The 25,496-nt window shown below is 41.8% G+C and carries 14 protein-coding genes and 3 pseudogenes; 16 read left to right on the plus strand and 1 reads right to left on the minus strand.

From position 1 onward, the window contains the following. Nucleotides 1-9: 9 nt before the first annotated feature. The 14 genes and pseudogenes from V471_RS05795 to V471_RS11460 form a co-directional block, all read left to right on the plus strand. On the plus strand, nt 10-1,020 hold the full coding sequence (locus tag V471_RS05795) for a sugar transferase (RefSeq protein ID WP_073687071.1): 1,011 nt from the start codon (nt 10-12) through the stop codon (nt 1,018-1,020). Between the two features lie 34 nt (nt 1,021-1,054). Next, nucleotides 1,055-2,263 carry a glycosyltransferase gene (locus V471_RS05800; RefSeq protein WP_073687073.1) on the plus strand — a complete coding sequence of 403 codons (1,209 nt, stop codon included), beginning with the start codon at nt 1,055-1,057 and terminating at the stop codon, nt 2,261-2,263. A 26-nt stretch (nt 2,264-2,289) separates the two neighbouring features. Continuing rightward, nucleotides 2,290-3,177 (plus strand): glycosyltransferase family 2 protein, encoded by an 888-nt coding sequence (locus tag V471_RS05805; RefSeq protein WP_084871211.1) that lies wholly within the window; start codon nt 2,290-2,292, stop codon nt 3,175-3,177. Beyond that, entirely contained in the window at nt 3,170-5,629 is a 2,460-nt protein-coding gene (locus tag V471_RS05810; protein WP_073687070.1) for an SP_1767 family glycosyltransferase, read from the plus strand. The genes V471_RS05805 and V471_RS05810 overlap by 8 nt, the downstream gene beginning before the upstream one ends. 9 nt (nt 5,630-5,638) lie before the next feature. After that, nucleotides 5,639-6,880, plus strand: coding sequence for a glycosyltransferase family 8 protein (locus V471_RS05815; RefSeq protein ID WP_084871212.1), 1,242 nt, complete (start codon nt 5,639-5,641; stop codon nt 6,878-6,880). Next, nucleotides 6,880-8,100 carry an accessory Sec system protein translocase subunit SecY2 gene (gene secY2 / locus V471_RS05820; protein WP_084871213.1) on the plus strand — a complete coding sequence of 407 codons (1,221 nt, stop codon included), beginning with the start codon at nt 6,880-6,882 and terminating at the stop codon, nt 8,098-8,100. The genes V471_RS05815 and secY2 overlap by 1 nt, the downstream gene beginning before the upstream one ends. Before the next feature lie 139 nt (nt 8,101-8,239). After that, nucleotides 8,240-9,805 (plus strand): accessory Sec system protein Asp1, encoded by a 1,566-nt coding sequence (asp1, locus tag V471_RS05825; RefSeq protein WP_084871214.1) that lies wholly within the window; start codon nt 8,240-8,242, stop codon nt 9,803-9,805. Next, complete coding sequence (gene asp2, locus V471_RS05830; protein WP_045772254.1) at nt 9,798-11,327, plus strand: accessory Sec system protein Asp2; 1,530 nt, start codon at nt 9,798-9,800, stop codon at nt 11,325-11,327. The genes asp1 and asp2 overlap by 8 nt, the downstream gene beginning before the upstream one ends. Before the next feature lie 2 nt (nt 11,328-11,329). Next, nucleotides 11,330-11,776: an accessory Sec system protein Asp3 gene (gene asp3, locus V471_RS05835; protein WP_013990277.1), complete on the plus strand. Its 447-nt coding sequence runs from the start codon at nt 11,330-11,332 to the stop codon at nt 11,774-11,776. Then, the gene (secA2, locus tag V471_RS05840) at nt 11,769-14,144 is read left to right on the plus strand and encodes an accessory Sec system translocase SecA2 (protein WP_013990278.1); all 2,376 of its coding nucleotides are present in this window, start codon (nt 11,769-11,771) and stop codon (nt 14,142-14,144) included. Before asp3 ends, secA2 begins: the two co-directional genes overlap by 8 nt. 13 nt (nt 14,145-14,157) lie before the next feature. Continuing rightward, the gene (gene asp4 / locus V471_RS05845) at nt 14,158-14,337 is read left to right on the plus strand and encodes an accessory Sec system protein Asp4 (RefSeq protein ID WP_045772255.1); all 180 of its coding nucleotides are present in this window, start codon (nt 14,158-14,160) and stop codon (nt 14,335-14,337) included. Between the two features lie 18 nt (nt 14,338-14,355). After that, the gene (gene asp5 / locus V471_RS05850; protein WP_013990279.1) at nt 14,356-14,565 is read left to right on the plus strand and encodes an accessory Sec system protein Asp5; all 210 of its coding nucleotides are present in this window, start codon (nt 14,356-14,358) and stop codon (nt 14,563-14,565) included. Between the two features lie 239 nt (nt 14,566-14,804). Further along, nucleotides 14,805-14,996, plus strand: a pseudogene (locus V471_RS11415) (accessory Sec-dependent serine-rich glycoprotein adhesin); the annotation flags it as partial. A gap of 2,610 nt (nt 14,997-17,606) precedes the next feature. Next, a pseudogene (locus tag V471_RS11460) lies at nt 17,607-20,438 on the plus strand (hypothetical protein); the annotation flags it as partial. Nucleotides 20,439-21,343: 905 nt separating this feature from the next. Here the strand turns inward: V471_RS11460 and V471_RS11465 are convergent. Beyond that, nucleotides 21,344-21,859: a hypothetical protein gene (locus tag V471_RS11465; protein ID WP_270617313.1), complete on the minus strand. Its 516-nt coding sequence runs from the start codon at nt 21,857-21,859 to the stop codon at nt 21,344-21,346. Here V471_RS11465 and V471_RS11470 point away from each other — a divergent pair. Together V471_RS11470 and V471_RS11385 are read left to right on the plus strand one after the other, a co-directional pair. After that, nucleotides 21,858-22,013 carry an LPXTG cell wall anchor domain-containing protein gene (locus tag V471_RS11470; protein ID WP_264478581.1) on the plus strand — a complete coding sequence of 52 codons (156 nt, stop codon included), beginning with the start codon at nt 21,858-21,860 and terminating at the stop codon, nt 22,011-22,013. The genes V471_RS11465 and V471_RS11470 overlap by 2 nt on opposite strands. 401 nt (nt 22,014-22,414) lie before the next feature. Continuing rightward, nucleotides 22,415-24,889, plus strand: a pseudogene (locus V471_RS11385) (accessory Sec-dependent serine-rich glycoprotein adhesin); the annotation flags it as partial. Nucleotides 24,890-25,496 lie beyond the last annotated feature (607 nt).

Below are 25,496 nucleotides of genomic sequence, written 5' to 3' on the forward strand. Positions count from 1 at the left end.
AGGGAAACCATGACTAAAGTACATATTACAAATCTATATGGTATGGCAGGGGATAGCACTGTCATCTTAGCTCAGAATGCTGTGACGGATATTGCGCGTGCTTTGGGGTATCGAGAGATTGGAATCTATTTTTATAATATCTCTACAGATAGTCCGAGTGAGAGAAGCAAGCGTCTAGATGGGATCATGGCAAGTATCTCATTTGGTGATATTGTGATTTTTCAATCGCCAACTTGGAATGGTTGGGAGTTTGACGCGGAATTTGTAGCGAAGCTGAAGGATTTAAGAGTTAAACTAGTGATTTTTATCCATGACGTTATTCCACTAATGTTTCGTGATAATGCCTACCTAATGCCGACTTATATGGAGATGTTCAATCAAGCAGATGTCATTATTGCGCCTTCACAACAAATGGTTAACCGTCTGTGTGAAGCAGGTCTGACTGTGGAAAAAATCTTGATTCAAGAAATTTGGGATCATCCTCATAACCTCAGTTTGAACCAACCAGTATTTAAAAAAGAGATTTTCTTTGCAGGATCTTTGACACGTTTTCCAGAGTTGCAAAATTGGGTTTATGAAACCCCTTTGCGAGTTTTTGCGAATGAGCCAAAGAGCAATCCAGAAGCCAATTTGGTGATTGAAGGATGGAAGCGCAATGAAGAACTCCTGATGGAACTCTCAAAGGGAGGCTTTGGTCTTGTCTGGAATACCCAGTATAACGATGGGGAAAATGTTGACTACTACGAAATGAATATTTCACATAAGCTCAGCACCTATCTTGCAGCAGGAATTCCTGTGATTGTGCCCAACACCTTATCAAATAGTCATCTGATAGAAGAGCGAGGCTTAGGATTTGCTGTGAACAGTTTGGAAGAAGCTAATCAATTGGTTCAAAATATGGCTCCAGAATCCTATCAAGAAATTAGTAGTAGGGCTCAAGGCTTTGCTTTTCTCCTTAAAGAGGGGTATATCACTAAGAAGCTTTTAATAGATGCTATTAATTTCTTATTTACTTTATAAAAGGATAATTGAGAAAAAAGAGGGGGAAAATTCAGTGCAAAGGGCAATCGTACTTGCTGGTGATAATGGTTACATGGAAAAGCTAGAGGTAACTATAAAATCTATTGTTGCGACAAACAGTCAAATTATTTTTTATGTGATCAATGACAATCTCCCTCAGGAGTGGTTCTGGTTGATGGGGAGAAGATTAGAGTCTGTTCAATCACAAATTCGGAATATTAAGATTTCTTCTGATCAGATAAAAGGGTATTCGCTACCCATGGATCATTTAAGTTATGCTACCTTTTATCGTTATTTTATTGCAGATGTTGTTACAGAAGACCGAGCACTTTATCTAGATTCTGATATTGTTGTCACTGGAGATTTGACACCTCTCTTCGAAGAAGATATAGAAAATCATGCTTTGGCCGCAGTTACGGATGGCTTAGATGCTTCTAAGTTTAATGCAGGTGTGCTCCTTGTGAATACTGTGCTTTGGAGAGAAGAAAAAGCTAGCCATCAGTTGCTGGAATTGACGAATCGCTATCATCAAGAGGAGTTTGGAGATCAAGGAATCCTTAATCGTTATTTTAAAGGACGTTGGAAAAAACTACCAGAAGTCTACAATGTAATGGTTGGTATGGATACGTTTGCTCACACCTTTAACGTCCCTGAATGGTATGATAAGGCAGACCAGCTGGAGAAGGACGCAGTAATCATTCACTATGCGGGAGAGAAGCCTTGGTATCAGTGGAATTTGAATCGTTGTCGGGATATCTGGTGGTTTTATTATGGTCTGGAATGGTCTGAAATCTTGTTACGAAAGGATATTACCAAACGTCATTTCAAGGATTTGGTAGGAAGGCCCAAATTCCAAACAGCAGTATTTACGAATTCGGCAGCTATGGAACATATTGAAACATTGGTGGAAGCATTGCCAAATGTTCAATTTAATATCCTTGCTTACACAAATTTTGCTCCTAGTGTAATTGCTTTAGAAGCCTACTCCAATGTTTCGCTTTATCCTCGTTTTACACGGTACAATGCTCAAGCTGTGTTGGATAAATTGGATTTTTATTTGGATATCAATTATCATGAAGAGATTTATGATATTATTCAAAAGGTTACTGCGTTGAAAAAACCTATCTTTTCTTTTGATGTTACCAATCATTGTGAGATTGAAGGGGATAGTCACTGTTTTCATGTAGAGGATATTGATGATATGATTGGTGTTATTCAAGAATATTTAGCTCAATTGAGTTAAATCAGGTATGAATTAGGTTGAAATAAGTGAAGGAAAAAATTAGTGTCATCGTCCCTGTATATAATTCAGAGGCCTATCTTGAAAATTGCTTAAATAGTATCATCCAACAGACCTATCAAAATTTAGAAATTATCTTAGTCAACGATGGTTCAACGGATGGTTCTGCCGCTATTTGCCAACGCTACAAGATTCAGGACCCTCGAGTGAAGGTCTATCATAAGCCTAATGGAGGAGTTGGATCTAGTCGGAATCGTGCTTTAGAAGCGGTGACGGGAGACTACATTCTCTTTGTGGATAACGATGATTGGTTGGAACTGGATCATATCGAGAGTTTATATCATTTGCTGAAAAAAGCAGATGCAGATATTGCAATTGGAAATTTCACTCAATTTATGGAAGAAGAGGGGAACTTTTTAATCCATGTTGGGGGAAATGATTATTTTGAGCGTGTCTATTCTCCTTTTGAGTGGTTCCAACATCAATATGATGGGCAGTATAATCTGAGCCAATGTTTCACGGTCCCTTGGGCAAAGCTTTATAAGGCGGAATTGTTTAAAGAGATTGTTTATCCAACAGATAAAACGGTAGAGGATGATTATACGACCTACAAGGTCTATCTACAAGCTGATAAAATTGTCTATATGAACCGGGCCATCTATCTGCATCGTAAACGTGAGACAAGTGTGACCAAAACGGTTAATCTTGCAGATGTTTATCCGTTACAAAGTATCGAAGAACGCATGATGATTCTTCAATTGATCGGAGCTCCAAAGGGCTTAATAGATGCAGAAATTGCTGCTTACAAGTGGCGATTGGCCATTCATGAAGAAGAGACCTTAAAACATGGAGACATGGAAGCTTATCAGCAAGTACTGGTAAAAAAACGGATCAAGGAGAAGAGTTTTCATGCATGATACAAAAAGTCGGGCGATTGTTCTAGCAGGAAATCAGAACTTTACCGCTCAGTTATCGACGACTATAAAATCTATCTTTTATCACAATAAAAATGTGAAAATTTATGTTTTGAATCGAGATATCCTTCCAGACTGGTTTCGAAAACCACGGAAGATGGCTCAGCTCTTAGGGGGCGACCTCATTGATGTCAAATTGAATCCAGACGATGTGAAGGATACCTGGTGGACTCAGGAACATATTAGTCTGGATGCTTATTCCCGCTACTTTATTCCGAAGTATATCTCAGAGGAAAAGGTGCTGTATCTCGATGCGGATTTGCTGGTTCTAAAGAACTTAGAGGATATCTTTGAAATAGATATGAAGGGCCACCCGATTGCAGCCGTGATGGACACAGATAACCAAAGTTTTAATTCCGGTGTCTTATTAATTGACAATGGTTTGTGGAAACGAGAAAATATGACAGAGCAGTTGGTGAATGAGACGAATGGCTTACTCCAGCAAGCACTAGAAGGAAATATTCCTAAATTTAATGGGGATCAGACAATCTTTAATAAGGTCTTTCGTGATAGATGGTTAGCCTTGGATAAAAGGATGAACCTCCAAGTTGGTCATGACGTGACTGCTTTTATGAGTCATTGGCCAAATCACTTTAAAGATAGTGAAGATCCCTATGTTGTGCATTTTGTCTCACACCGAAAACCATGGGCGACACTAAGTGCCAATCGTTTCCGCCAATTATGGTGGGCTTTCCACGACATGGATTACAGTCAGGTCTTGTCTCACCATATGGGGGACTTCCAGATAGAGATGGATCCAGATTATGAGCTCCATCTGTTCAATTTGACCAATTCTCAATCCTTCAAAAACCTTGAGGAATTGATTCAGGGACATCCGAAGGCCTTGTTCCATATTGCTGCCTATACGGAAATGGGAGAGGAATTGATGTGTCTTGCAAAATATGAAAATGTGAGATTGTATCCAGAAGTCGTCCCTCCAGTATTGGAAGAACTTATCAATCGTTCTGCTGCCTATTTAGATATTAACTATGGTACTGCTGATCAAGCAACCTTGGCGGCTTATGCGAAAACAGGGAAACCGATCTTGTCCTTCCCAGAAACTAGACATAGTGAGCAAGCGCAGTTAGAGGTCAACACGATTGAACAAATGCATTCACTCATTAAAGAGCGTATAAAGACAGGTGAATGGGGAGAAGTTCACGAGCTTCCACGATTGCACTCCTTAACCATGACCCAAACGCAAGATCTCGAGTCGATCGAAGAACTGGTCTGTGCTCTTCCATTTGTGCAGTTTCATATCGGTGCTTGGACAGCTATGGGACCTAAGTTAGTCGAATTAAAGCAACATCCCAATGTTAGTTTGTATCCTGCGATCAATCAGGAGCAGTTGAGCCAGTTGATCCATAGTGCGGATATTTATTTGGATATTAATCATGGCGATGAAGCTGGTGATATTCTATCACAGGTAGAATTGGCGGGGATTCCTAGTTTTGGTTTTTATAAAACCCAACACGGGAACCATGGGCAGTTTCTTTTTTCAAGTGAGCGACCACAGGAGTTGATCACTGCTATTGAAAAGTTTGATAGTGAAGGAAGTTTGCCTCAAATTCTCCCTCTACCAACGGTTAAGTCCATTGATGAGAGTCTGGACTTCATTAGGGAAAATCATTCATCTGTCATTCGTTTTGGAGATGGTGAAATCAATCTAATAGCTGGCCATTCTATCGCCTACCAAGATTATCATCCTGAACTAGCACGAACTCTACGTGAGTTGGTTGGAATGAACAGTTCAGAAAAACTCTTAGTCTGTTTGCCAGATGCTTTCGAAGATCGCTTCAAATTTACGTGGTGGGCAGAAGATTTTTGGAAAAAGCATTTGGATCATTATGATGATTTTTATCGTCAAATTGCACCGGCACCATGGTATGGTTCAACCTTTATCTCACGTCCTTATATTGATTTTTTAGATAAAACAAAAGCCGAGTCGCAGTTTGAAAAGCTAAAAAGGTTATGGGAAAACAAAAATCTCTTAATAGTAGAAGGAGCAACATCTCGTTCCGGGGTTGGTAATGATTTATTCGATCAGGCCTTATCTATCAAACGTATTGTCTGCTCTTCTCATTGTGCTTATAAGGATGTGGATGCTATTGAGTCAACAATTCGTAAGTATGCGGATAATCATCTTATACTTATCATGTTGGGCCCAACGGCTAAAGTATTAGTTGCAAATCTAGCTAAAGATGGCTATCAAGCCTTGGATATTGGACATATTGACTCTGAATATGAATGGCTAAAAATGGGTGCGACAACAAAAGTTAAACTCAAACACAAACACACGGCGGAGTATAACTTTGACCAAGATATTGAATTCATCGAAGATGAAACCTACACCAAACAAATCGTGGCAGACTTATCTCGTTTGCCGGTAGAATAAGAAAGATATATGAATAATAAAAATGCAGTAGTATTGGCAGGAGATTATGCTTATATTCGTCAAATAGAGACCGCTTTAAAATCTCTTTGTTATCACAATCGTCAGCTTAAAATATACCTTTTTAATCAAGATATCCCAGTCGAGTGGTTCCGTGCCACGAGAGAGCATGTGGAGAGACTCGGAGGAGAGCTTCTTGATATTAAGTTGATTGGACCACAGTTCCAGATGAATTGGACGAACAAACTGGGACATATCAACCATATGACCTTTGCGCGTTATTTTATACCTGATTTCGTACATGAAGATAAGGTACTTTATCTTGATAGTGATTTGATAGTCACAGGTAATCTAGATAGTCTTTTTGAACAGGAATTGGGAGACAATTATGTCGGAGCTGTTCGTTCTTGTTTTGGTGCCGGTGTTGGTTTTAATGCAGGTGTATTGCTAATTAACAATCGTTTATGGAAAGAGGAACATATCCGTCAAAAACTAGTGGATATAACTGAACGGGAGCACGCAAATGTAGGAGAGGGTGATCAATCAATACTCAATATGGTATTTGAAGACCGCTACCTGAATTTACCTGATACTTATAATTTTCAAATTGGTTTTGATGCTGGTGCAGCCGAGGGAGGTCATCGTTTTGTTTTTGAAATTCCTCTTGAACCACTACCTTTGATTTTACATTATATTTCTCCGGATAAACCGTGGAATCAGTTTTCAGTAGTACGACTGCGTGAGGTTTGGTGGCGGTACTGTCTCATGGAATGGTCTCAAATTTTGAAAACATGGACAAATCGGGGCTTTGAGTTAGAATCTAACCGTGAATCTACCGTGTTGACGTGTTATACTTTGACGAACTCCTACTTATTGGAACAGATTGAATACTTAGTTCAGCATCTGCCTCAGGTTCATTTTATCATCGCTGCCTATACCTATATGGCTACAGAACTTTTAGTGTTATCTCGCCATCCAAATGTAACCCTTTATCAAAATACCTATCCTTTGCTTGTTGAATATGAGCTATCTAAAGTTGATTTCTATCTGGATATTAATCATTATGATAAATTACCAGAAATCTATGGGTACGTAACTCAAAATCAGCTTCCTTTACTAACTTTTGAGAATACACAAGCTCCAAATCAATCTTATCAAGCTATTTTTTTACATGAAAATCCTGAATTGATGGTGAATGCTATTAATCAATTGGTTGCTAAGCGTATTAGTGAGAAGGAGGAGAGTGGCTGCTAATGAAAAAAATATTACAATCTATTGTTTTTAAACGTTTATCTTGGACAGTTCTTTTCCTCTTTATTTATGTTTTGGGAAGCCATTTAGTCTTACCATTTATAGATTTGAAGTACCCAAAACTCTTAGGAGGGTTATCCAATTCGATAGCCTTCACAAGTGCTATGATGGGTGGTAATTTAAGTTCATTTTCACTTTTTTCTGTGGGCTTGTCCCCTTGGATGTCAGCCATGATTCTTTGGCAGATGTTTTCGTTTTCAAAAAAGTCTGGTTTAAGTAAGCTACCAATAGAAATACAGGATCGACGCAAAATGTATTTGACCTTTGCCATCGCTCTCATCCAGTCTTTAGCGGTGTCTCTAAGCCTTCCGATTGAAGTAGGAATTCCTAAAGGATTGGCTATCCTAACGAACACTATCCTTCTAATTGCGGGAACCTTCTTTTTAGTCTGGCTATCGGATTTGAATTCTTTCTTTGGTATAGGAGGTTCTATTGTCATTTTGATGGCCAGTATGGTTGCTAATCTACCTAGGCAAATTGGAGAGAGTATTACACGACTACATATAGGATTACCGATTATTCTCTCTCTGATTATCATGGGTTTGCTCTTCTTATATATTGCAGTTATTGTCCAAAGAGCACGGTATCGCATTCCCATCAATAAGGTTAATATTCATAATCGTTTTAGCCAGTATTCCTATCTTGATGTTATGCTTACCCCAGCAGGTGGGATGCCCTTCATGTACGCAATTTCTCTAGTCTCTATTCCTCAATATCTTCTTATCTTGATTCAGATTTTATTTCCTAAAAACAGTTGGACAAATACTTGGATTGAAGCTCTGACAGTGGGACATCCGATTTGGCTTGTTCTCTATCAAGTGGTCTTATTTGTTTTGGGGATTGCTTTTGCTTTCGTAAACGTTAGTGGTGAACAAATTGCAGAACGCATGCGAAAATCAGGAGAGTACATTTACAATGTTTATCCTGGCCCTGATACAAGCCGTTATATCAATAAAGTTGTCATGAAATTTGCTGTTATTGGGGCAATTTATACAGTTATCATGGCAGGTGGCCCTATGATGATTGTGCTTATTAATCCGCAGTACTTACAACTCAGTATGATTCCTGGAATGTTTTTGATTTACAGTGGAATGGTATACAATGTACGCGAAGAAATTGCGGCTATGACCCTAAATGAATCCTATAAAGGTTTATTTGACTAGATTAAAAGTTAAAATTATTTATATCACCTCAATTGTTCATTTGAGAGTGATAGGTAGTCTGGTGATCTTTTTGACCTGCCTACCTATCATCCTTAATATATCGTTAATTATTTTGAATTCATAAAAAATGGGAGAACATATGTATTATTTAATTCCGGCTTGGTACGGTCAAGGGGCAGAGTTTTGGCAACCTGACTTAACACCGTGGTATTTTAGAACCTCGAAAATAGAATTTGATGATACTTTACACCAAGCACGTATTTTTCAAGGCCAAGCGATGTCGCCTAGATTATTACTTTTAGCTTATCAACCACATTTACGTTATTTTCTGCACCGCTTTGATCTCTTAGAAGTGTCGCATTTTTCAGTGTTTGATGCTATTCAAGGAATCAAAGATCAGCCCATGCGTTGCCTACAAGTATCTGACTTGGATTGGGATGATGATTGTGACTTTATTTTTACCCCCTTCATTATTGTTGTTGAGAAACATCATCAGCGTTTTGCCGAAATAGAGTTGGGACCAGAAGGATATTTGAGTCTTATTCGATATTATCAGGATGGCCTGATTTTAAGAGAAGAAATTTATGATGACAGAGGATTTGTTTCCAGTATCCTTCATTTTGAAAATGGTCAGGCAACACACCGAGATTATTTGAATGAAGATGGCATTTGGCAACTTTGTCATTTCTTTGATGGACGAGGGATCGTAAGTAATCCAAGAACAGATCATCGTTTTAAGAAAAATTACTATATCAGTATGGAAGAAGTCATTTGGGAGTTTTTTGATGCTTATATTGCTCAAGAATTGACGCCTTCGGATTGCTTTGTCGTTGCGTCGAAAAGTAATCTGAATCAAACTCTTTATAGTCATCTACCAGAGGCTAATCAGAAAATCTTGACCTACTTCAAAGAACGCAATCAAAATGACTCTATAGAGGATTATGCTTCTTATTTGCAACTTGTTGATCTGATTATTAGTGATTCTCAGGACTTTTCTACAGAATTAAGAAAACTATTTCCAGAGCAAGCTGAGAAGATTCAGCATATGGCATCTTATGATACCCGTCTAGCACTTGGAAAGAGCCAACGTCTTAAGTCATCTAAACTCTATTATCAGGTAAATTTAGATGATATCAGTTGGGAAGCTATCTATCAGGTTTTAGATTTTGTAGCAAATCATCAGAATACTCATATTGTATTTGGAACTTTCAATGCGAATCCGCATGATTTTGATACATTTAAGGAAGAAGTAGAGCACCTTATCTCTGAAAAACTGAATAAGAAAAAATTCAAACACATAAAAGATAATCAAAGTGCAGAAAACTACCTCGCTGAAAATGAGGAAGTTGAGTATCGTTATGATTTTGTTAATTTGATTGATGAGACAGCCTTGATTAAAGAATTTGAGTATACCCGTCTTATTGTTGATCTCAGCTTGGAACCACATCGTTATACTCAAATTGCAGGCATTAGTGCTGGGATTCCACAGATAAATAGGGTCACTTCGGACTATGTAACACATTTGAAAAATGGTTATATCCTAGAAGAAGTAACACAATTTGAGGAGGCGGCATCTTATTATCTTGATCAGTTAAAGTACTGGAATCAAGCTTTAATTGAAGCGATTGAGAAAATCAGAGAAAATACAGGAGAGCGTTTTGTTGAAAAATGGGAGCACTATTTGAAGGAGGATAAGTATGTCTAAAATTAGCATTTTGCAGGTTGGACGAGATAATTGGTCAAATACTTATGAGCTCCCCGATAATGTTCGTTTTTTCTACCTTCGTGCTGGGCTTTCTAGTGATATTCTCCAATGTTTGAAACAAGCTAAACTAAGAAATTTTAATGCGGTCCTTGTTGATAGTCAGGAATCCTTACTCATGCTGATGGACTTGCGTAAGAGCTTAGTTCCTTATACCATCTTTTATGATGCTGACCTTTTGATAGAGGACCATCGAGTAGGTCGCTTTCTGAAAGAAATTTGTGCTATACCAGCAGATTTTTCAGATAAGCAAGATCTGCTAGATACCCTGTCTAAGGCACTTTTCGCTGGACAATATGGTGATAAATTGTTCCCTTATCAGATTCAGGTTCATCCTCGATTCGAAGGGAAAGTTATTTATAATGGTTTTGAAAGTATCTCTTTAGATGGGAATTACGGCGATTCCTTTAAGCCTATTCTTAACTGGAGTTTTAATATTCGAGTAGCTGAGGATTTCCCTGTTGAACTTTGGTTAGAATTTGAGAAGGCTCAGACCTGTCAATGCCGATTAGTGCTGCGCATTATTCCTGAAGGTTCAGTTTCAGAAATCGTGAGAACAATTGTAGTTAGCGAGGAAGAAATGCGTAAAGGTGCCATTGTTTTAGATCAGGGGAGAACTTATATTTTATCAGCAACTTTAGAAGCTAAAGGAAATGGTGCTCTAAGAGTTGGGAATTTCCATCAACGATGGACACGTTTTCAATTTGGAAAGTTTGTATTGGGTGGGGGGATTCTCCATGATAGTAAACGTCAGGAAATCAATTATTTCTTTTATCCTGGGGATTTCAAGCCACCGCTGTCCGTCTACTTTTCAGGTTTTCGTCCTGCCGAAGGTTTTGAAGGATTTGGTATGATGAGGGCTATGGAGACACCTTTCCTGCTATTTTCTGATCCTCGCCTAGAGGGGGGAGCTTTCTACATGGGAACTGAAGAGCTTGAAAATAGTATCAAGGATACTATCCAACATTATTTGGATTACCTAGGCTTTGACAGTGATCAACTTATTCTCTCTGGGATGTCCATGGGAACTTTCCCATCTATGTACTATGGTGCGGACTTTGAACCTCATGCCATTATCATGTCTAAACCTCTAGCCAATGTTGGTACCATCGGTAATCGTGCCAGACTTTTGGCACCAGAGGTTTTCCCGACAGGAATTGATGTCTTGCATTTGCAGACGGGACGTTTGGACAATGAAGGCGTCGAGGCCCTTAATCAGAAGTTCTGGGATAAGTTTGAAAAAGCAGACTTCTCAAACACGACCTTTGGGGTTTCTTACATGAAAGATGAGGATATGGACCCAACAGCCTTCGAGGATATTACTAAAGTCCTATATTCTTCGGGAGCACGAATTCTTAGCAAGGGAACTTCTGGACGACATAATGATGACCATTCAACTGCGACAGCTTGGTTTCTCAATTTTTATCGTATGATTTTAGAAAATGATTTTGGAAGAAAGGGATGAACATGATTCATAAGAATAACTCTCAGATTCAATGGGGAACGAATGTGAGATCCTATATGTTTGGTTCCCAAATTGAACATCATCCAGATGGCTCAGTCAATTTCAGTAACCCCTTGATAGCATCAGGAACTGAGATTCATTCCTGGCTGGCTATTCAAAATTATCAGGCGAGTCGAAAGCAACCTAGCTTACCTTTGTTAAAAAAGGGATATATTTATCGTCTCGAATCACAATTTACAACAGTTCCTGAAGGTACGGTTTATCTTAAATTAAGCTTCTTAAATCGTTATGGTGAGGAAGTTAAGCAGATGATTGAAAAAAAACAATCTTTCACCTTCGTCTATCCTCATGAAGCCTACAATTATTCCATCTCCCTCTTGAGTGCTGGAATGGTAGAATTGGATTTTAAGGGAATGACAATCACTGAAGTAGGAGAAGAAAATGTTTAATTCTTTAAATCCTTTAAAACCAGTAAAAAGTGTACTCAAGCAAGTTAATGGTTGGGCTGAGCAGATGGCACAACTGGATGACCAGTCATTAAAAGATAAAACTACTGAATTTAGAGAACGGCTAGACAAAGGCGAAAGTTTAGATGATTTATTACCAGAGGCTTACGCAGTAGTACGTGAAGCAGCTAAGCGTGTATTAGGTATGTTTCCCTATGATGTTCAGGTTATGGGAGCAATCGTTATGCATCAGGGAAATATTGCTGAGATGAGTACAGGAGAAGGTAAGACCTTAACAGCAACCATGCCAGTTTACTTAAATGCACTGACAGGACAAGGAGCAATACTTGTAACGACAAACGAATACTTAGCAAAACGTGATGCTGAAGAAATGGGACAGGTTTACGAGTTTCTAGGTCTAACCATTGGCGTTCCTTTTGCAGAGGATGGTGAAGAACTTGATACCTTTGAAAAAAGGGAGATTTACGCTTCTGATATTATCTATACGACAAATAGTGGTTTGGGCTTTGACTATCTTATTGACAATCTAGCTTCGAATAAAGACGGTAAATACATGCGTCCTTTTAACTTTGCTATTATTGATGAGGTTGATTCCGTCTTACTGGATAGTGCGCAAACTCCCTTGGTTATTTCAGGTTCTCCTCGTGTTCAATCCAACTATTATGCTATGATTAATACACTCATGACGACATTGGTTGAGGATCAGGACTATATTTTCAAGGAAGAAAAGGGTGAAGTTTGGCTGACAACTAAAGGTGCAAAGTTAGCTGAAAATTATCTAGGAATTAGTAACCTCTATGCCAAAGAGAATGCTACATTTGCGCGTCACCTTATTTATGCTCTCCGAGCTCATACCCTATTCAAAAAGGATAAAGATTATATTGTTCGTCAAGGAAAAGATGGACCAGAAGTTGTTCTTTTAGATAAAGCGACTGGACGCTTGATGGAATTGACCAAACTCCAAGGAGGCATGCATCAGGCAATTGAAGCCAAGGAGCTTGTAAAGTTATCTCCCGAAACACGTGCCATGGCTTCTGTCACCTATCAAAGCCTTTTTCGTAAGTTCAAAAAGATTTCAGGTATGACTGGGACTGGTAAGACCGCAGAAAAAGAATTTTTGGATACTTACGGAATGCAAGTTGTTCAAATTCCGACCAATCGTCCGAAACAAAGGATAGATTATCCAGACAATCTTTATGTAACTTTACCAGAAAAGATCTATGCTTCCCTAGAGTATGTAAAGCATTATCATCGAAAAGGGAATCCTCTCCTAATATTCGTTGGTTCGGTTGAAATGTCTGAATTATATTCTAACCTTCTCCTAAGGGAAGGAATTGCCCACAATCTTTTAAATGCTAATAATGCTCCTAGAGAAGCTGAGATGATAGCTGAATCAGGTCAGATGGGTGCTGTCACGGTAGCTACTTCTATGGCGGGACGAGGGACCGATATTAAGTTGGGACCTGGAGTCGCCGAATTAGGTGGTCTTGTTGTCATTGGGACTGAACGTATGGAAAGTCAGCGTATTGATTTACAAATCAGAGGACGTTCAGGACGTCAGGGAGATCCTGGAATGTCTAAATTTTTTGTTTCACTTGAAGATGATGTTATCAAAAAGTATGGCCCTAACTGGGTACATAAATATTATAAAGACTACACTATTGATGAGAAAACTGAGAGTATAGAATTAGTAGGGCGACGCTACAGACGTTTGGTTGAGAAGGCGCAAAGAGCTAGTGACAGTGCGGCACGTTTTTCACGTAAGCAAACACTAGAATATGCTGAGAGTATGAACATTCAACGGGAACTCATTTATGCCCAACGAAATCACCTTATTAATCAAGATCAGGATTTAACAGATACCATTGAGCAGGTTCTTGATGACTATATTGATATTGCCCTGGTTGAAGAAGATCTTAGCGAGAAGGAGAAGTTGTATCACTTTATTCTCAAAAACATTAGTTTTCATATTGAGAAAATTCCAGATGATCTGGATATTGATGATGTCGAAGCTGTGGCTGAACTTATCTATCAGTTTGCTTATAGGGAAATAGATGATAAAAAGAAACAATTAGACACCATCGATCTTTTTGGATATTTCCAATGTCTATCACTTCTTAAGGCTATTGATGATAATTGGATTGAACAGGTTGACTATTTACAACAACTCCAACAAGCTATTGGGAGTCAAACGGCTAGTCAGAAGAATCCAATTGTTGAATATTATCAGGAAGCATTTGCAGGTTTTGAAACCATGAAGAAGCAGATCAAAAAAGACATGGTTCGCAATCTTTTACTCAGTCAAGTGCTTGTTAGTGAGGATGGTAATATCGTGACCTACTTCCCATAGGAAAGAGAGAAATATGACAAATAAAGACTTATTTCATAATGCGGTTGAAGGCCGTATGGAGGAGCTAAAACAAAAGCCCATAGTGAAGGAAAAAGAAACTAGGGGCGAGAAAATAAATAAGATTTTCTTTTTTATGTTAGGCTTTGTTATTATAATTAGTTTAATTTTTACTTTAATAGGTATGTTGAGGTAGTCTATGCAAATATTCTTTATGATTTTACTCATCATTTTAAGTGTGTCACTTATTATTACTGTAACACTGCAGCCTAGGCAAATTCAGATTTTTTCGAGTGATGCCACGAGTAATATTGGTAGGACCAGTTACTGGGCGAGCCAAACTCTTCTAAAGGGCCTAACTCTGGGGCTTAGTTCTGCATTATTTGTTGTTCTATTGGTCATGATGGTTATCTCTTATCATTAGTTATAGTTGATTATCATAGATTAATGGGATTAAACTGACTATTTTTATAAAGTAATTTTCCCTCAAACATTAAGTTTCTGAGGGATTTTTTATGTTTCTTTGATTTACAAAAAAGTTGAGAATAATAAAGTTTGAAAAATAAGTTATAGTACTAATTTTTTGACTATTTTTATGATAAAATAGGATAATATGCTTATGAAAAAGATATAGAAATAAAAAATAAATGAAAAGGTTTATATATGTTTTTTAGAAGAAATGAGGGTCAGTACCGAGAAACTGATCGTGTGACACGTTTTAAATTGGTAAAGTCAGGGAAACATTGGTTACGTGCCGCAACCTCTCACTTTGGGCTTTTTAAGATAATAAGTGGTCGTGTGGATGCGTCATCTGTATCAGTTCATCAAGTTGAGGAAGAAGTACCTTTAATCACAAGTGACAGACTTTTAAAGGGAGTAGCCGCGACTGGAGCTCTACTAGGTGGAGGAGTAGCGACTTATGTGGTTCAAGCTGATGAAGCAACAAGTCCATCAGCGGTAGAGCATACGGTTAGTCCGACGACAGATGTTTTGGCAGCTTCTGATTCAGCGGTTTTGGGTCATTCTGGAGCTATTACAGAATCTGCAGTCAGAGGGGATGTTGTTAGCCAGTCAGCCTCAGCCACAGATTCAGTATCAAACTCAGTAGACTCAGTCTCGCTATCGCTATCAGCAAGTCATCAGGCTTCTGCGTCAGTATCAGTGAGCCTTTCGACCTCAGTCTCAACCTCTGCTAGTATGTCAGCTTCGACAAGTGCGAGTGAGTCAGCCAGCACCAGTGCTTCGGCTTCACAGAAAGCTTCGGAGTCTACTTCAGTTTCAATGAGTGGTTCAAAAGCGACAGGGCATGCCAGTGAGACATCAAGTAGTCATGTTACTGCTACGAGTCAGACGGGGTCTGAGAGTGGTGCAGTCTCAATGCGTTCAGAAGGCTTAGACACTAATGAGACATCACGTTTATCAGATTTAACAACAAGAGCGTCAGTACCGACAGTCTCAGCACAAGCAGCAGAAGTGGCCTCAGAAGCTACAGCAGTAGCTAATACTGCTGTGGTAGCGAGTATTGAGGCGGATAAGAAGCGTCAAGAGCAAGAAGCCAAGCTTACCTCACTGTCTACTGAAATTGGAACCTATCTTGGTCGATTAGCTCAGTTAGGTGATACGGAAAGTTATATTCTTTCGGTTAAGCCAAGTCTAGAAACTATGGAGTCTGCCTTATCTGCTTCAACATCAGATTTGACCAGTCTTGTTAGCCAAGCAAGTATTGTAAAAGATACCTTGTCTAATTTTGAATCTCAAGCGATTGGAAGTGCTTCGGAGTCTTTGAGTTTACATACATCAGAGATACTATCGCTTGCTTACAGTGAATCTACTAGTCTGTCTCTTGAAGACTTAGGATCAACTGAAGTAGCAAATAGGCTTTCAATGAGTAAGACTACTCTGGAACAAAATGCATCTGAAGCACAATTACTTGTCAGTTTGGCAGACCGTTATTTAAATAGTGTGACGGATGCCCAAGCTCGCGCAGATCTTAGTGAAGCCATCCAAACTGTTCGCACTGAGTTGACAAAAGCTAACACTTTGCTTTCTCAAAATGAGGGAGATTTTGAAGGGCAACGCAGTCGTTTAGGCTTGGCTGTTGAGCAAATGATGAGCACCATGCAACAGACTGGTTTCACAGGAAATGTGGTCAATTCAAATGGTTCTCAAAGCATCGCCATCAATTTAGCAGCAACAGCTAATGCTGTTCAAACTTATCTTGATTCAAATGGTCGTAGACAGTATATTTATTCAGGTACTTTGACAGGATCAGATGTTTCTGAGGGTGGGAAAAATACGATTATCCAATCGATGACCTATTCTTATGATACTGGAACCAACAAGACTACTTGGGTAGTAACGGTTAAGCCGTCCTTTAATACGAATAATGAATTTGGTATTTTAGTAACATCAGATGATACCATTAATTCTGTAACCATGACTTACCATGATAATGGGAATTTGATTACAACAGAAGATTGGACTTCAAAATTGACTAAAGCAAGTTCAATGCCCTATTCAAATTTGAAGGCAGTTCGTCAGCAGTGGAGAACCATTGGTGGTGGTGTTGCGGATAATATGAAATGGACAATTGTTACCGAAGGGTCAAATCGAAACCTTTATGTTCGAACTGCAACAGCAATCGTTGAATCAACACTGAGTGGAATTCTGACATCGGATGGGAATACGGCTTATCAACAACGTTATGATGAGTCGCCTCTAGCCGGTTTGGATATTGATGATAAAAATGATGCTATTCTGTCAGATTCCGCTAGCCAGTCTGCTTCGACAAGTGCGAGTATGTCAGCCAGTACGTCGGCCTTACAAAGTGCTTCAACAAGTGCTAGCGCATCAGCACGGACGTCTGCTTCGATGAGTGCCTCAATCAGTGCCTCACAAAGTGCTTTAACGAGTGCGAGTGAGTCGGCAAGTACGTCCGCGTCACAGAGTGCCTTAACTAGTGCCTCAGAATCAGCTAGCACCTCAGCGTCACAGAGTGCGTCAACCAGCGCAAGTGAATCTGCAAGTACGTCTGCATCCATGAGTGCATCGACAAGTGCATCAGAGTCTGCAAGTACGTCAGCTTCGATGAGTGCCTCAACAAGTGCTAGCGAGTCCGCCAGCACATCCGCATCGCAAAGTGCTTCAACCAGCGCCAGCGAATCAGCAAGTACGTCCGCGTCACAGAGCGCCTCAACAAGTGCATCTGAATCAGCAAGTACGTCCGCGTCAATGAGTGCTTCAACTAGCGCCAGTGAATCTGCAAGCACCAGTGCGTCGATGAGTGCCTCAACGAGTGCGTCTGAATCAGCAAGTACGTCCGCGTCAATGAGTGCCTCAACGAGTGCTTCAGAATCAGCAAGTACGTCGGCATCCATGAGTGCGTCAACCAGTGCCAGTGAGTCCGCAAGTACATCAGCGTCGCAAAGTGCGTCAACCAGCGCAAGTGAATCCGCAAGTACCAGTGCCTCACAGAGCGCTTCAACGAGTGCATCAGAGTCAGCAAGTACGTCAGCATCGATGAGTGCCTCAACCAGTGCTAGCGAATCTGCAAGTACATCTGCGTCAATGAGCGCCTCAACCAGTGCATCAGAATCAGCAAGTACGAGTGCCTCAATGAGTGCCTCAACCAGCGCCAGCGAGTCAGCAAGTACGTCGGCTTCCATGAGCGCCTCAACAAGTGCTTCAGAATCGGCAAGTACGTCCGCGTCAATGAGTGCGTCAACAAGTGCGAGCGAATCCGCAAGTACAAGCGCCTCACAAAGTGCCTCAACCAGCGCCAGTGAGTCCGCAAGTACGTCCGCGTCGATGAGTGCTTCAACAAGTGCTAGCGAGTCAGCAAGTACGTCGGCTTCCATGAGTGCGTCAACAAGTGCTAGTGAATCCGCAAGTACGTCAGCATCGCAAAGCGCCTCAACCAGTGCATCAGAATCAGCAAGTACGAGTGCCTCAATGAGTGCATCAACCAGCGCCAGCGAGTCAGCAAGTACGTCGGCTTCCATGAGCGCTTCAACAAGTGCGAGCGAATCCGCAAGCACGTCCGCTTCAATGAGTGCATCAACGAGTGCGTCTGAATCAGCAAGTACGTCAGCATCCATGAGCGCCTCAACAAGTGCCAGCGAATCAGCAAGTACATCTGCCTCACAGAGTGCATCAACGAGTGCGTCTGAATCAGCAAGTACGTCAGCATCGCAAAGTGCTTCAACAAGTGCTAGCGAATCTGCAAGTACGTCAGCCTCAATGAGTGCTTCAACAAGTGCTAGCGAATCTGCAAGTACGTCCGCGTCGATGAGCGCTTCAACGAGTGCGAGCGAGTCAGCAAGTACAAGTGCTTCGATGAGCGCCTCAACCAGCGCCAGTGAGTCCGCAAGTACGTCAGCGTCCATGAGTGCATCAACGAGTGCGTCAGAATCCGCAAGTACTTCAGCCTCAATGAGTGCATCAACAAGTGCTAGCGAATCCGCAAGTACATCTGCGTCCATGAGCGCATCAACAAGTGCGAGTGAGTCAGCAAGTACCAGTGCATCGCAAAGTGCTTCAACAAGTGCTAGCGAATCCGCAAGTACGTCAGCCTCAATGAGTGCTTCAACAAGTGCTAGCGAATCCGCAAGTACGTCTGCATCAATGAGTGCTTCAACAAGTGCATCAGAGTCCGCAAGTACGTCGGCATCCATGAGTGCTTCAACAAGTGCTAGCGAATCCGCAAGTACGTCTGCATCAATGAGCGCTTCAACAAGTGCGAGCGAGTCAGCAAGTACGTCAGCGTCGATGAGTGCCTCAACGAGCGCCAGTGAGTCCGCAAGTACGTCGGCATCCATGAGCGCTTCAACAAGTGCGAGCGAGTCAGCAAGTACGTCAGCGTCACAGAGTGCCTCAACCAGCGCTAGCGAATCAGCAAGTACGTCAGCGTCGATGAGTGCCTCAACAAGTGCAAGTGAGTCCGCAAGTACGTCGGCTTCCATGAGCGCTTTAACGAGTGCTTCAGAGTCTGCAAGTACTTCAGCGTCACAGAGTGCCTCAACAAGTGCGAGCGAATCCGCAAGTACGTCAGCGTCACAGAGCGCTTCAACAAGTGCATCAGAATCAGCCAGCACTTCAGCATCGCAAAGTGCCTCAACGAGCGCATCAGAGTCAGCAAGTACATCAGCATCGATGAGCGCTTCAACAAGTGCTTCAGAGTCCGCAAGTACCAGTGCGTCGATGAGCGCATCAACGAGTGCAAGTGAGTCAGCAAGTACGTCGGCTTCCATGAGCGCTTCAACGAGTACTTCAGAGTCTGCAAGTACTTCAGCGTCACAGAGTGCCTCAACAAGTGCATCAGAATCAGCCAGCACTTCAGCATCGCAAAGTGCCTCAACGAGCGCATCAGAATCCGCAAGCACGTCCGCGTCAATGAGTGCATCAACGAGTGCGTCTGAATCAGCAAGTACGTCCGCGTCAATGAGTGCCTCAACGAGTGCTTCAGAATCAGCAAGTACGTCTGCATCGATGAGTGCTTCAACAAGTGCGTCTGAATCAGCAAGTACGTCAGCATCCATGAGCGCCTCAACAAGTGCCAGCGAATCAGCAAGTACATCTGCCTCAATGAGCGCATCGACAAGTGCGAGTGAATCAGCAAGTACATCTGCCTCAATGAGCGCATCAACAAGTGCGAGTGAGTCAGCAAGTACATCTGCCTCACAGAGTGCATCAACGAGTGCGTCTGAATCAGCAAGTACGTCAGCATCCATGAGTGCCTCAACAAGTGCATCTGAATCAGCCAGCACTTCAGCATCGCAAAGTGCATCAACGAGCGCATCAGAGTCAGCAAGTACATCAGCATCGATGAGCGCTTCAACAAGTGCTAGCGAATCAGCCAGCACTTCAGCATCGCAAAGTGCATCAACGAGCGCATCAGAGTCAGCAAGTACGTCGGCTTCCATGAGCGCTTCAACGAGTGCTTCAGAGTCTGCAAGTACTTCAGCGTCACAGAGTGCCTCAACAAGTGCGAGCGAATCCGCAAGTACGTCGGCTTCCATGAGTGCCTCAACAAGTGCTAGTGAGTCCGCAAGTACGTCAGCGTCCATGAGCGCCTCAACAAGTGCGAGTGAATCTGCAAGTACTTCAGCATCGATGAGTGCGTCAACTAGCGCATCAGAATCGGCAAGTACGTCGGCTTCCATGAGTGCATCAACAAGTGCGAGCGAATCCGCAAGTACATCGGCCTCAATGAGCGCCTCAACAAGTGCATCAGAGTCCGCAAGTACGTCGGCTTCCATGAGCGCCTCAACGAGTGCCAGCGAGTCCGCAAGTACGTCCGCGTCAATGAGTGCCTCAACGAGCGCATCAGAATCGGCAAGTACCTCAGCATCGATGAGCGCTTCAACAAGTGCTAGCGAATCAGCCAGCACTTCAGCATCGCAAAGTGCATCAACGAGCGCATCAGAGTCAGCAAGTACATCTGCGTCAATGAGCGCGTCAACCAGTGCCAGTGAATCGGCAAGTACGTCGGCCTCAATGAGCGCATCGACAAGCGCTAGTGAGTCCGCCAGCACGTCAGCGTCCATGAGTGCGTCAACTAGCGCCAGTGAATCGGCAAGTACGTCGGCTTCCATGAGTGCCTCAACAAGTGCGAGCGAATCCGCAAGTACATCGGCCTCAATGAGCGCCTCAACAAGTGCATCAGAGTCCGCAAGTACGTCGGCTTCCATGAGCGCATCAACGAGTGCGAGTGAGTCCGCAAGTACTAGCGCATCGCAAAGTGCTTCAACAAGCGCCAGTGAATCGGCAAGTACTTCAGCGTCGATGAGTGCATCAACGAGTGCGAGTGAGTCAGCAAGTACGTCAGCATCGCAAAGTGCATCAACGAGCGCATCAGAGTCCGGAAGTACGTCAGCATCGATGAGTGCTTCAACAAGTGCGAGCGAATCTGCAAGTACGTCTGCCTCAATGAGTGCTTCAACTAGCGCCAGTGAGTCCGCAAGTACGTCTGCATCGCAAAGTGCTTCAACAAGTGCCAGTGAATCGGCAAGTACCTCAGCGTCACAGAGTGCCTCAACCAGCGCATCAGAATCCGCAAGTACCAGCGCATCGCAAAGTGCATCGACAAGCGCAAGTGAATCCGCAAGTACATCGGCCTCAATGAGCGCATCGACAAGTGCTTCAGAGTCCGCAAGTACGTCGGCATCAAGCTCAGTTATCACAAGTATGGGAGAGCCTGCGATTCACTCCCTTGACAGTGTTGATATTAATAGTGTTATTATTTCTGATTCGATTAGTGTGTCAGTATCGGCCTCGATTTCTCTATCAGTAAGTGCTTCAACTTCAGCTAGTATCAGTGCCTCAATGAGTGCCTCAACGAGTGCGTCTGAATCGGCAAGTACTAGTGCATCGCAGAGTGCTTCAACCAGTGCTAGCGAATCAGCAAGTACGTCAGCGTCCATGAGCGCCTCAACAAGTGCTTCAACTTCAGCAAGTATCAGTGCGTCACAGAGTGCCTCATCCAGCGCTAGTGAATCGGCAAGTACGTCAGCGTTACAGAGTGCTTCAACCAGTGCGAGCGAATCAGCCAGCACCAGTGCGTCACAGAGCGCCTCAACAAGTGCGAGTGAGTCAGCAAGTACGTCAGCGTCACAAAGTGCCTCAACGAGTGCAAGTATCTCTGCATCCCAAAGTGCGTCAATCAGTGCTAGTGATTCATCACCTACGTCTGTAGCTAGTGCTTCAAGGTCTGAAAGCATGTCTCCTAAGGATCATACTGAAGCCAAACAACTTCCTAAGACTGGAGAAACTGAATCATCGTTAGCTACCCTCTTCGGTGCTTTAGCGACGGCAACTGGTCTTGCCTTTCTTGCCAAACGCAAGAAGGACGACCCAGAAGATGACAGTTTATAATTTTAGTGTTAGGTAGTCATCGTCAATTTTTTAATAAAACACCACTCTTATTAGTACATTGTTAAATAAGAGTGGTGTTTTTTGCTGTCTAGTGATATTAGGATGAAAACTTTAGAAAGAGGTACTCATCAGATATAATTAGAAAATTCGGAATTCTGATTAATCTTACTAAGAGGAATTTTCCTTAATCATTTTTTTCGAGAGATGTCATATTCTATTGCTACCTTTTCATTGTTATCATTCTGGGGAAAACACCCTTTTTTAGACTTGTAAAAGCAATGTAAGGAAGGCTGATAAAAAAATTCAAAAAATAAGATACTATATTAGATTTTTGGGTTAAGGATATGATAAAATAAATAGTAATATACTAATAAACTAGCTAAAAATGAAAAGGTTTATATATGTTTTTTAGAAGAAATGAGGGTCAGTACCGAGAAACTGATCGTGTGACACGTTTTAAATTGGTAAAGTCAGGGAAACACTGGTTACGTGCCGCAACTTCTCACTTTGGGCTTTTTAAGATAATAAGTGGTCGTGTGGATGAGTCATCTGTATCAGTTCATCAAGTTGAGGAAGAAGTACCTTTAATCACAAGTGACAGACTTTTAAAGGGAGTAGCCGCGACAGGAGCTCTACTAGGTGGAGGAGTAGCGACTTATGTGGTTCAAGCTGATGAAGTAACAAGTCCATCAGCGGTAGAGCATACGGTTAGTCCGACGACAGATGTTTTGGCAGCTTCTGATTCAGCGGTTTTGGGTCATTCGGGAGCTATTACAGAATCTGCAGTCAGAGGGGATGTTGTTAGCCAGTCAGCCTCAGCCACAGATTCAGTATCAAACTCAGTAGACTCAGTCTCACTATCAGCCAGTCAGCAGGCTTCTGCGTCAGTATCAACAAGCCTTTCGACCTCAGTCTCAACCTCTGCTAGTACGTCAGCTTCGACAAGTGCGAGTGAGTCAGCCAGCACCAGTGCTTCGGCTTCACAGAAAGCTTCGGAGTCTACTTCAGTTTCAATGAGTGGTTCAAAAGCGACAGGGCATGCCAGTGAGACATCAAGTAGTCATGTTACTGCTACGAGTCAGACGGGGTCTGAGAGTGGTGCAGACTCAATGCGTTCAGAAGACTTAGATACCAATGAGACATCACGTTCATCAGATTTAACAACAAGAGCGTCAGTACCGACAGTCTCAGTACAAGCAGCAGAGGTTACCTCAGAAGCTACAGCAGTAGCTAATACTGCTCTGGCGGTGAGTATTGAGGCGGATAAGAAGCGTCAAGAGCAAGAGGCAAAGCTTACCTCACTGTCTACTGAAATTGGAACCTATCTAGGGAAACTAGGCAATCGTGAAGGAGCGGAAAGTGCCCTTCTAAAAGGAAATGCTACGATTGAAGCGATTCAAAATGCTTTGACAGATCCAAATGCTGACCTCAACGCACTTATCTCTGAAGCTACTAGAACCCGTAATACTGTGGTCAATACGGTGTTGCGTGCAAATTCTGGACTTCGAGACAGCCGTAATGGGAGAGCACTTCCGACAGGAACAGGTTTCAGAGCAGCAACAAATATTGGAAATGCTACTTACACGCCAAAAGCAGCACTTCATGTTACGCCGGAAGATCAAATGGATTACTTCCAGACTAACGGTTCGGCAACCTTTAATAATGGTACTGTGACCCTAACCACTGCGAGTGGTGGTCAAGCAGGTTCCTATACGCTTAAGAATAAGATTGATATGACCGAGAGTTTTGTGCTCAAAGGAAAAATCAATCTAGGTGATGCTTATGAAAGGTTTAGAAATAATGGTCATGACGGTGGTGACGGTGTTGCAGCTATTTTCTCTACGGGTAACGTTGGTGAAATAGGGAATGCCAACAGCAATGGATCAGGTGCGAGTCTTGGGATGGGGGGAACCAACCTTAAAGGATCCTTTGGTTTTAAACTTGATACATGGCATAATACGAGTGCTCCACTTCCCCAAAATATGGCTTCAGCAGATCCCTCACGTGTTGGTGGTGGCGGAGCATTCGGAGGATTTATTTATAGTTATAATGGGACGAAATATATTAATGCACAAGGACGAGTGTATCCTGTTATCTCGACTTTTTCTAAACTTCAAACGAATCCAACAAATAATTCTTTCCAAAATTACACTGTAAATTATGATGGTAAGACTAAAGTTATGACCGTAAATTATGCTGGACAGACTTGGTCTTATAATTTAGCGAATCAGAATATTGGTCAACAAAGTGATTATCAGGTTGATGATAAAGTTAGAACTACAAATGTTCTTTGGAACGATACAAAGAATATGACACTGTTGTCAAATGCAGGAAATCCTAGTGAATTGGCTTTTGCATTATTTGCTTCAACTGGTTCAGGTGTTAACTTACAACAATTTCGACTTGAATCCTTCGATTACACCACAGGTGGATCTTACATTACGATCAAGTATGTAGATGATATTACAGGAGTGGAGCTCAAACCATCTAAAACCATTTCTGGTCTAGGAGGAAATATCCAAGATTTAACAAGTTACCTGGATATTCCTGGTTACAAAGTTCAACGAAATAATGCCAACACATATAATCTCTATAGAGGCGGAAACAAGATTGAATTTAAGAAAGGAAAGGTAACAGTTACCTATACCTACTCTCCTACAGTAGAGAAAAAGGTGGATCGTATCTATACCTATGTTGGTGAAAATGCTTCTGATTTAACTGTCGCTCAAAATTTTGTAAAGACTCAAACAGGTGTGACCCTACCAAGTGATACCAAGTACGAATTTGCAACACCTTTTGATACGTCTGATCAAGGTGATAAACAGGCTACTGTAAAAGTCACCATGCCGAATGGCTATGTTCAAACAGTTGATATCCCCTACACTGTTTATCCATCTCTTAGCGCCAAAAGTCCAATCTACGACTTTAAAGGACAATCACTGACAAATGGTTCAGCTTCAGGTGGTGGTTATTACAGTTACCTTACGAAATTAGGTACGGGTGCTTGGTATCCTTCAGGAATGTCTTGGGGACTTTATGATGGAACCACGAAGATTGATGATATCAATACCGATACGGTAGGTTATAAAGACTATACGTTAAAAGCAGTTTTTCCAAAGGGTCGGTATGGTGAAACGGAATCTAGCAAGTTACTGACGGTTTCATCTACTTTCCGACACATTGTTTATGATCTTGTTGCCAACCCGACACCAAACCCTACGAGATCTTGGGTCTTTACTCAAGGTGACAATGTTACAATTAATGCAATCAGCGCAGTGCAGTATGCATCTGGTTCGAATGCAATCACTCCTGTGGCCAATGATACCTTCACCTGGAAAAACAATGATGCTCCGAGCATGGATCAAATCGGAAAATTCACGAAAACAGTTATTGTAAAAACTGGTGAGGATGGAGCAGGACATAGAGCCACTAAAGAGATTGATGTTGTCGTAACGGTCAATCCAAAAGTAGCAACGATTACGA

Source organism: Streptococcus salivarius (assembly GCF_002094975.1).
In the GTDB taxonomy this organism is placed as follows: domain Bacteria; phylum Bacillota; class Bacilli; order Lactobacillales; family Streptococcaceae; genus Streptococcus; species Streptococcus salivarius_D.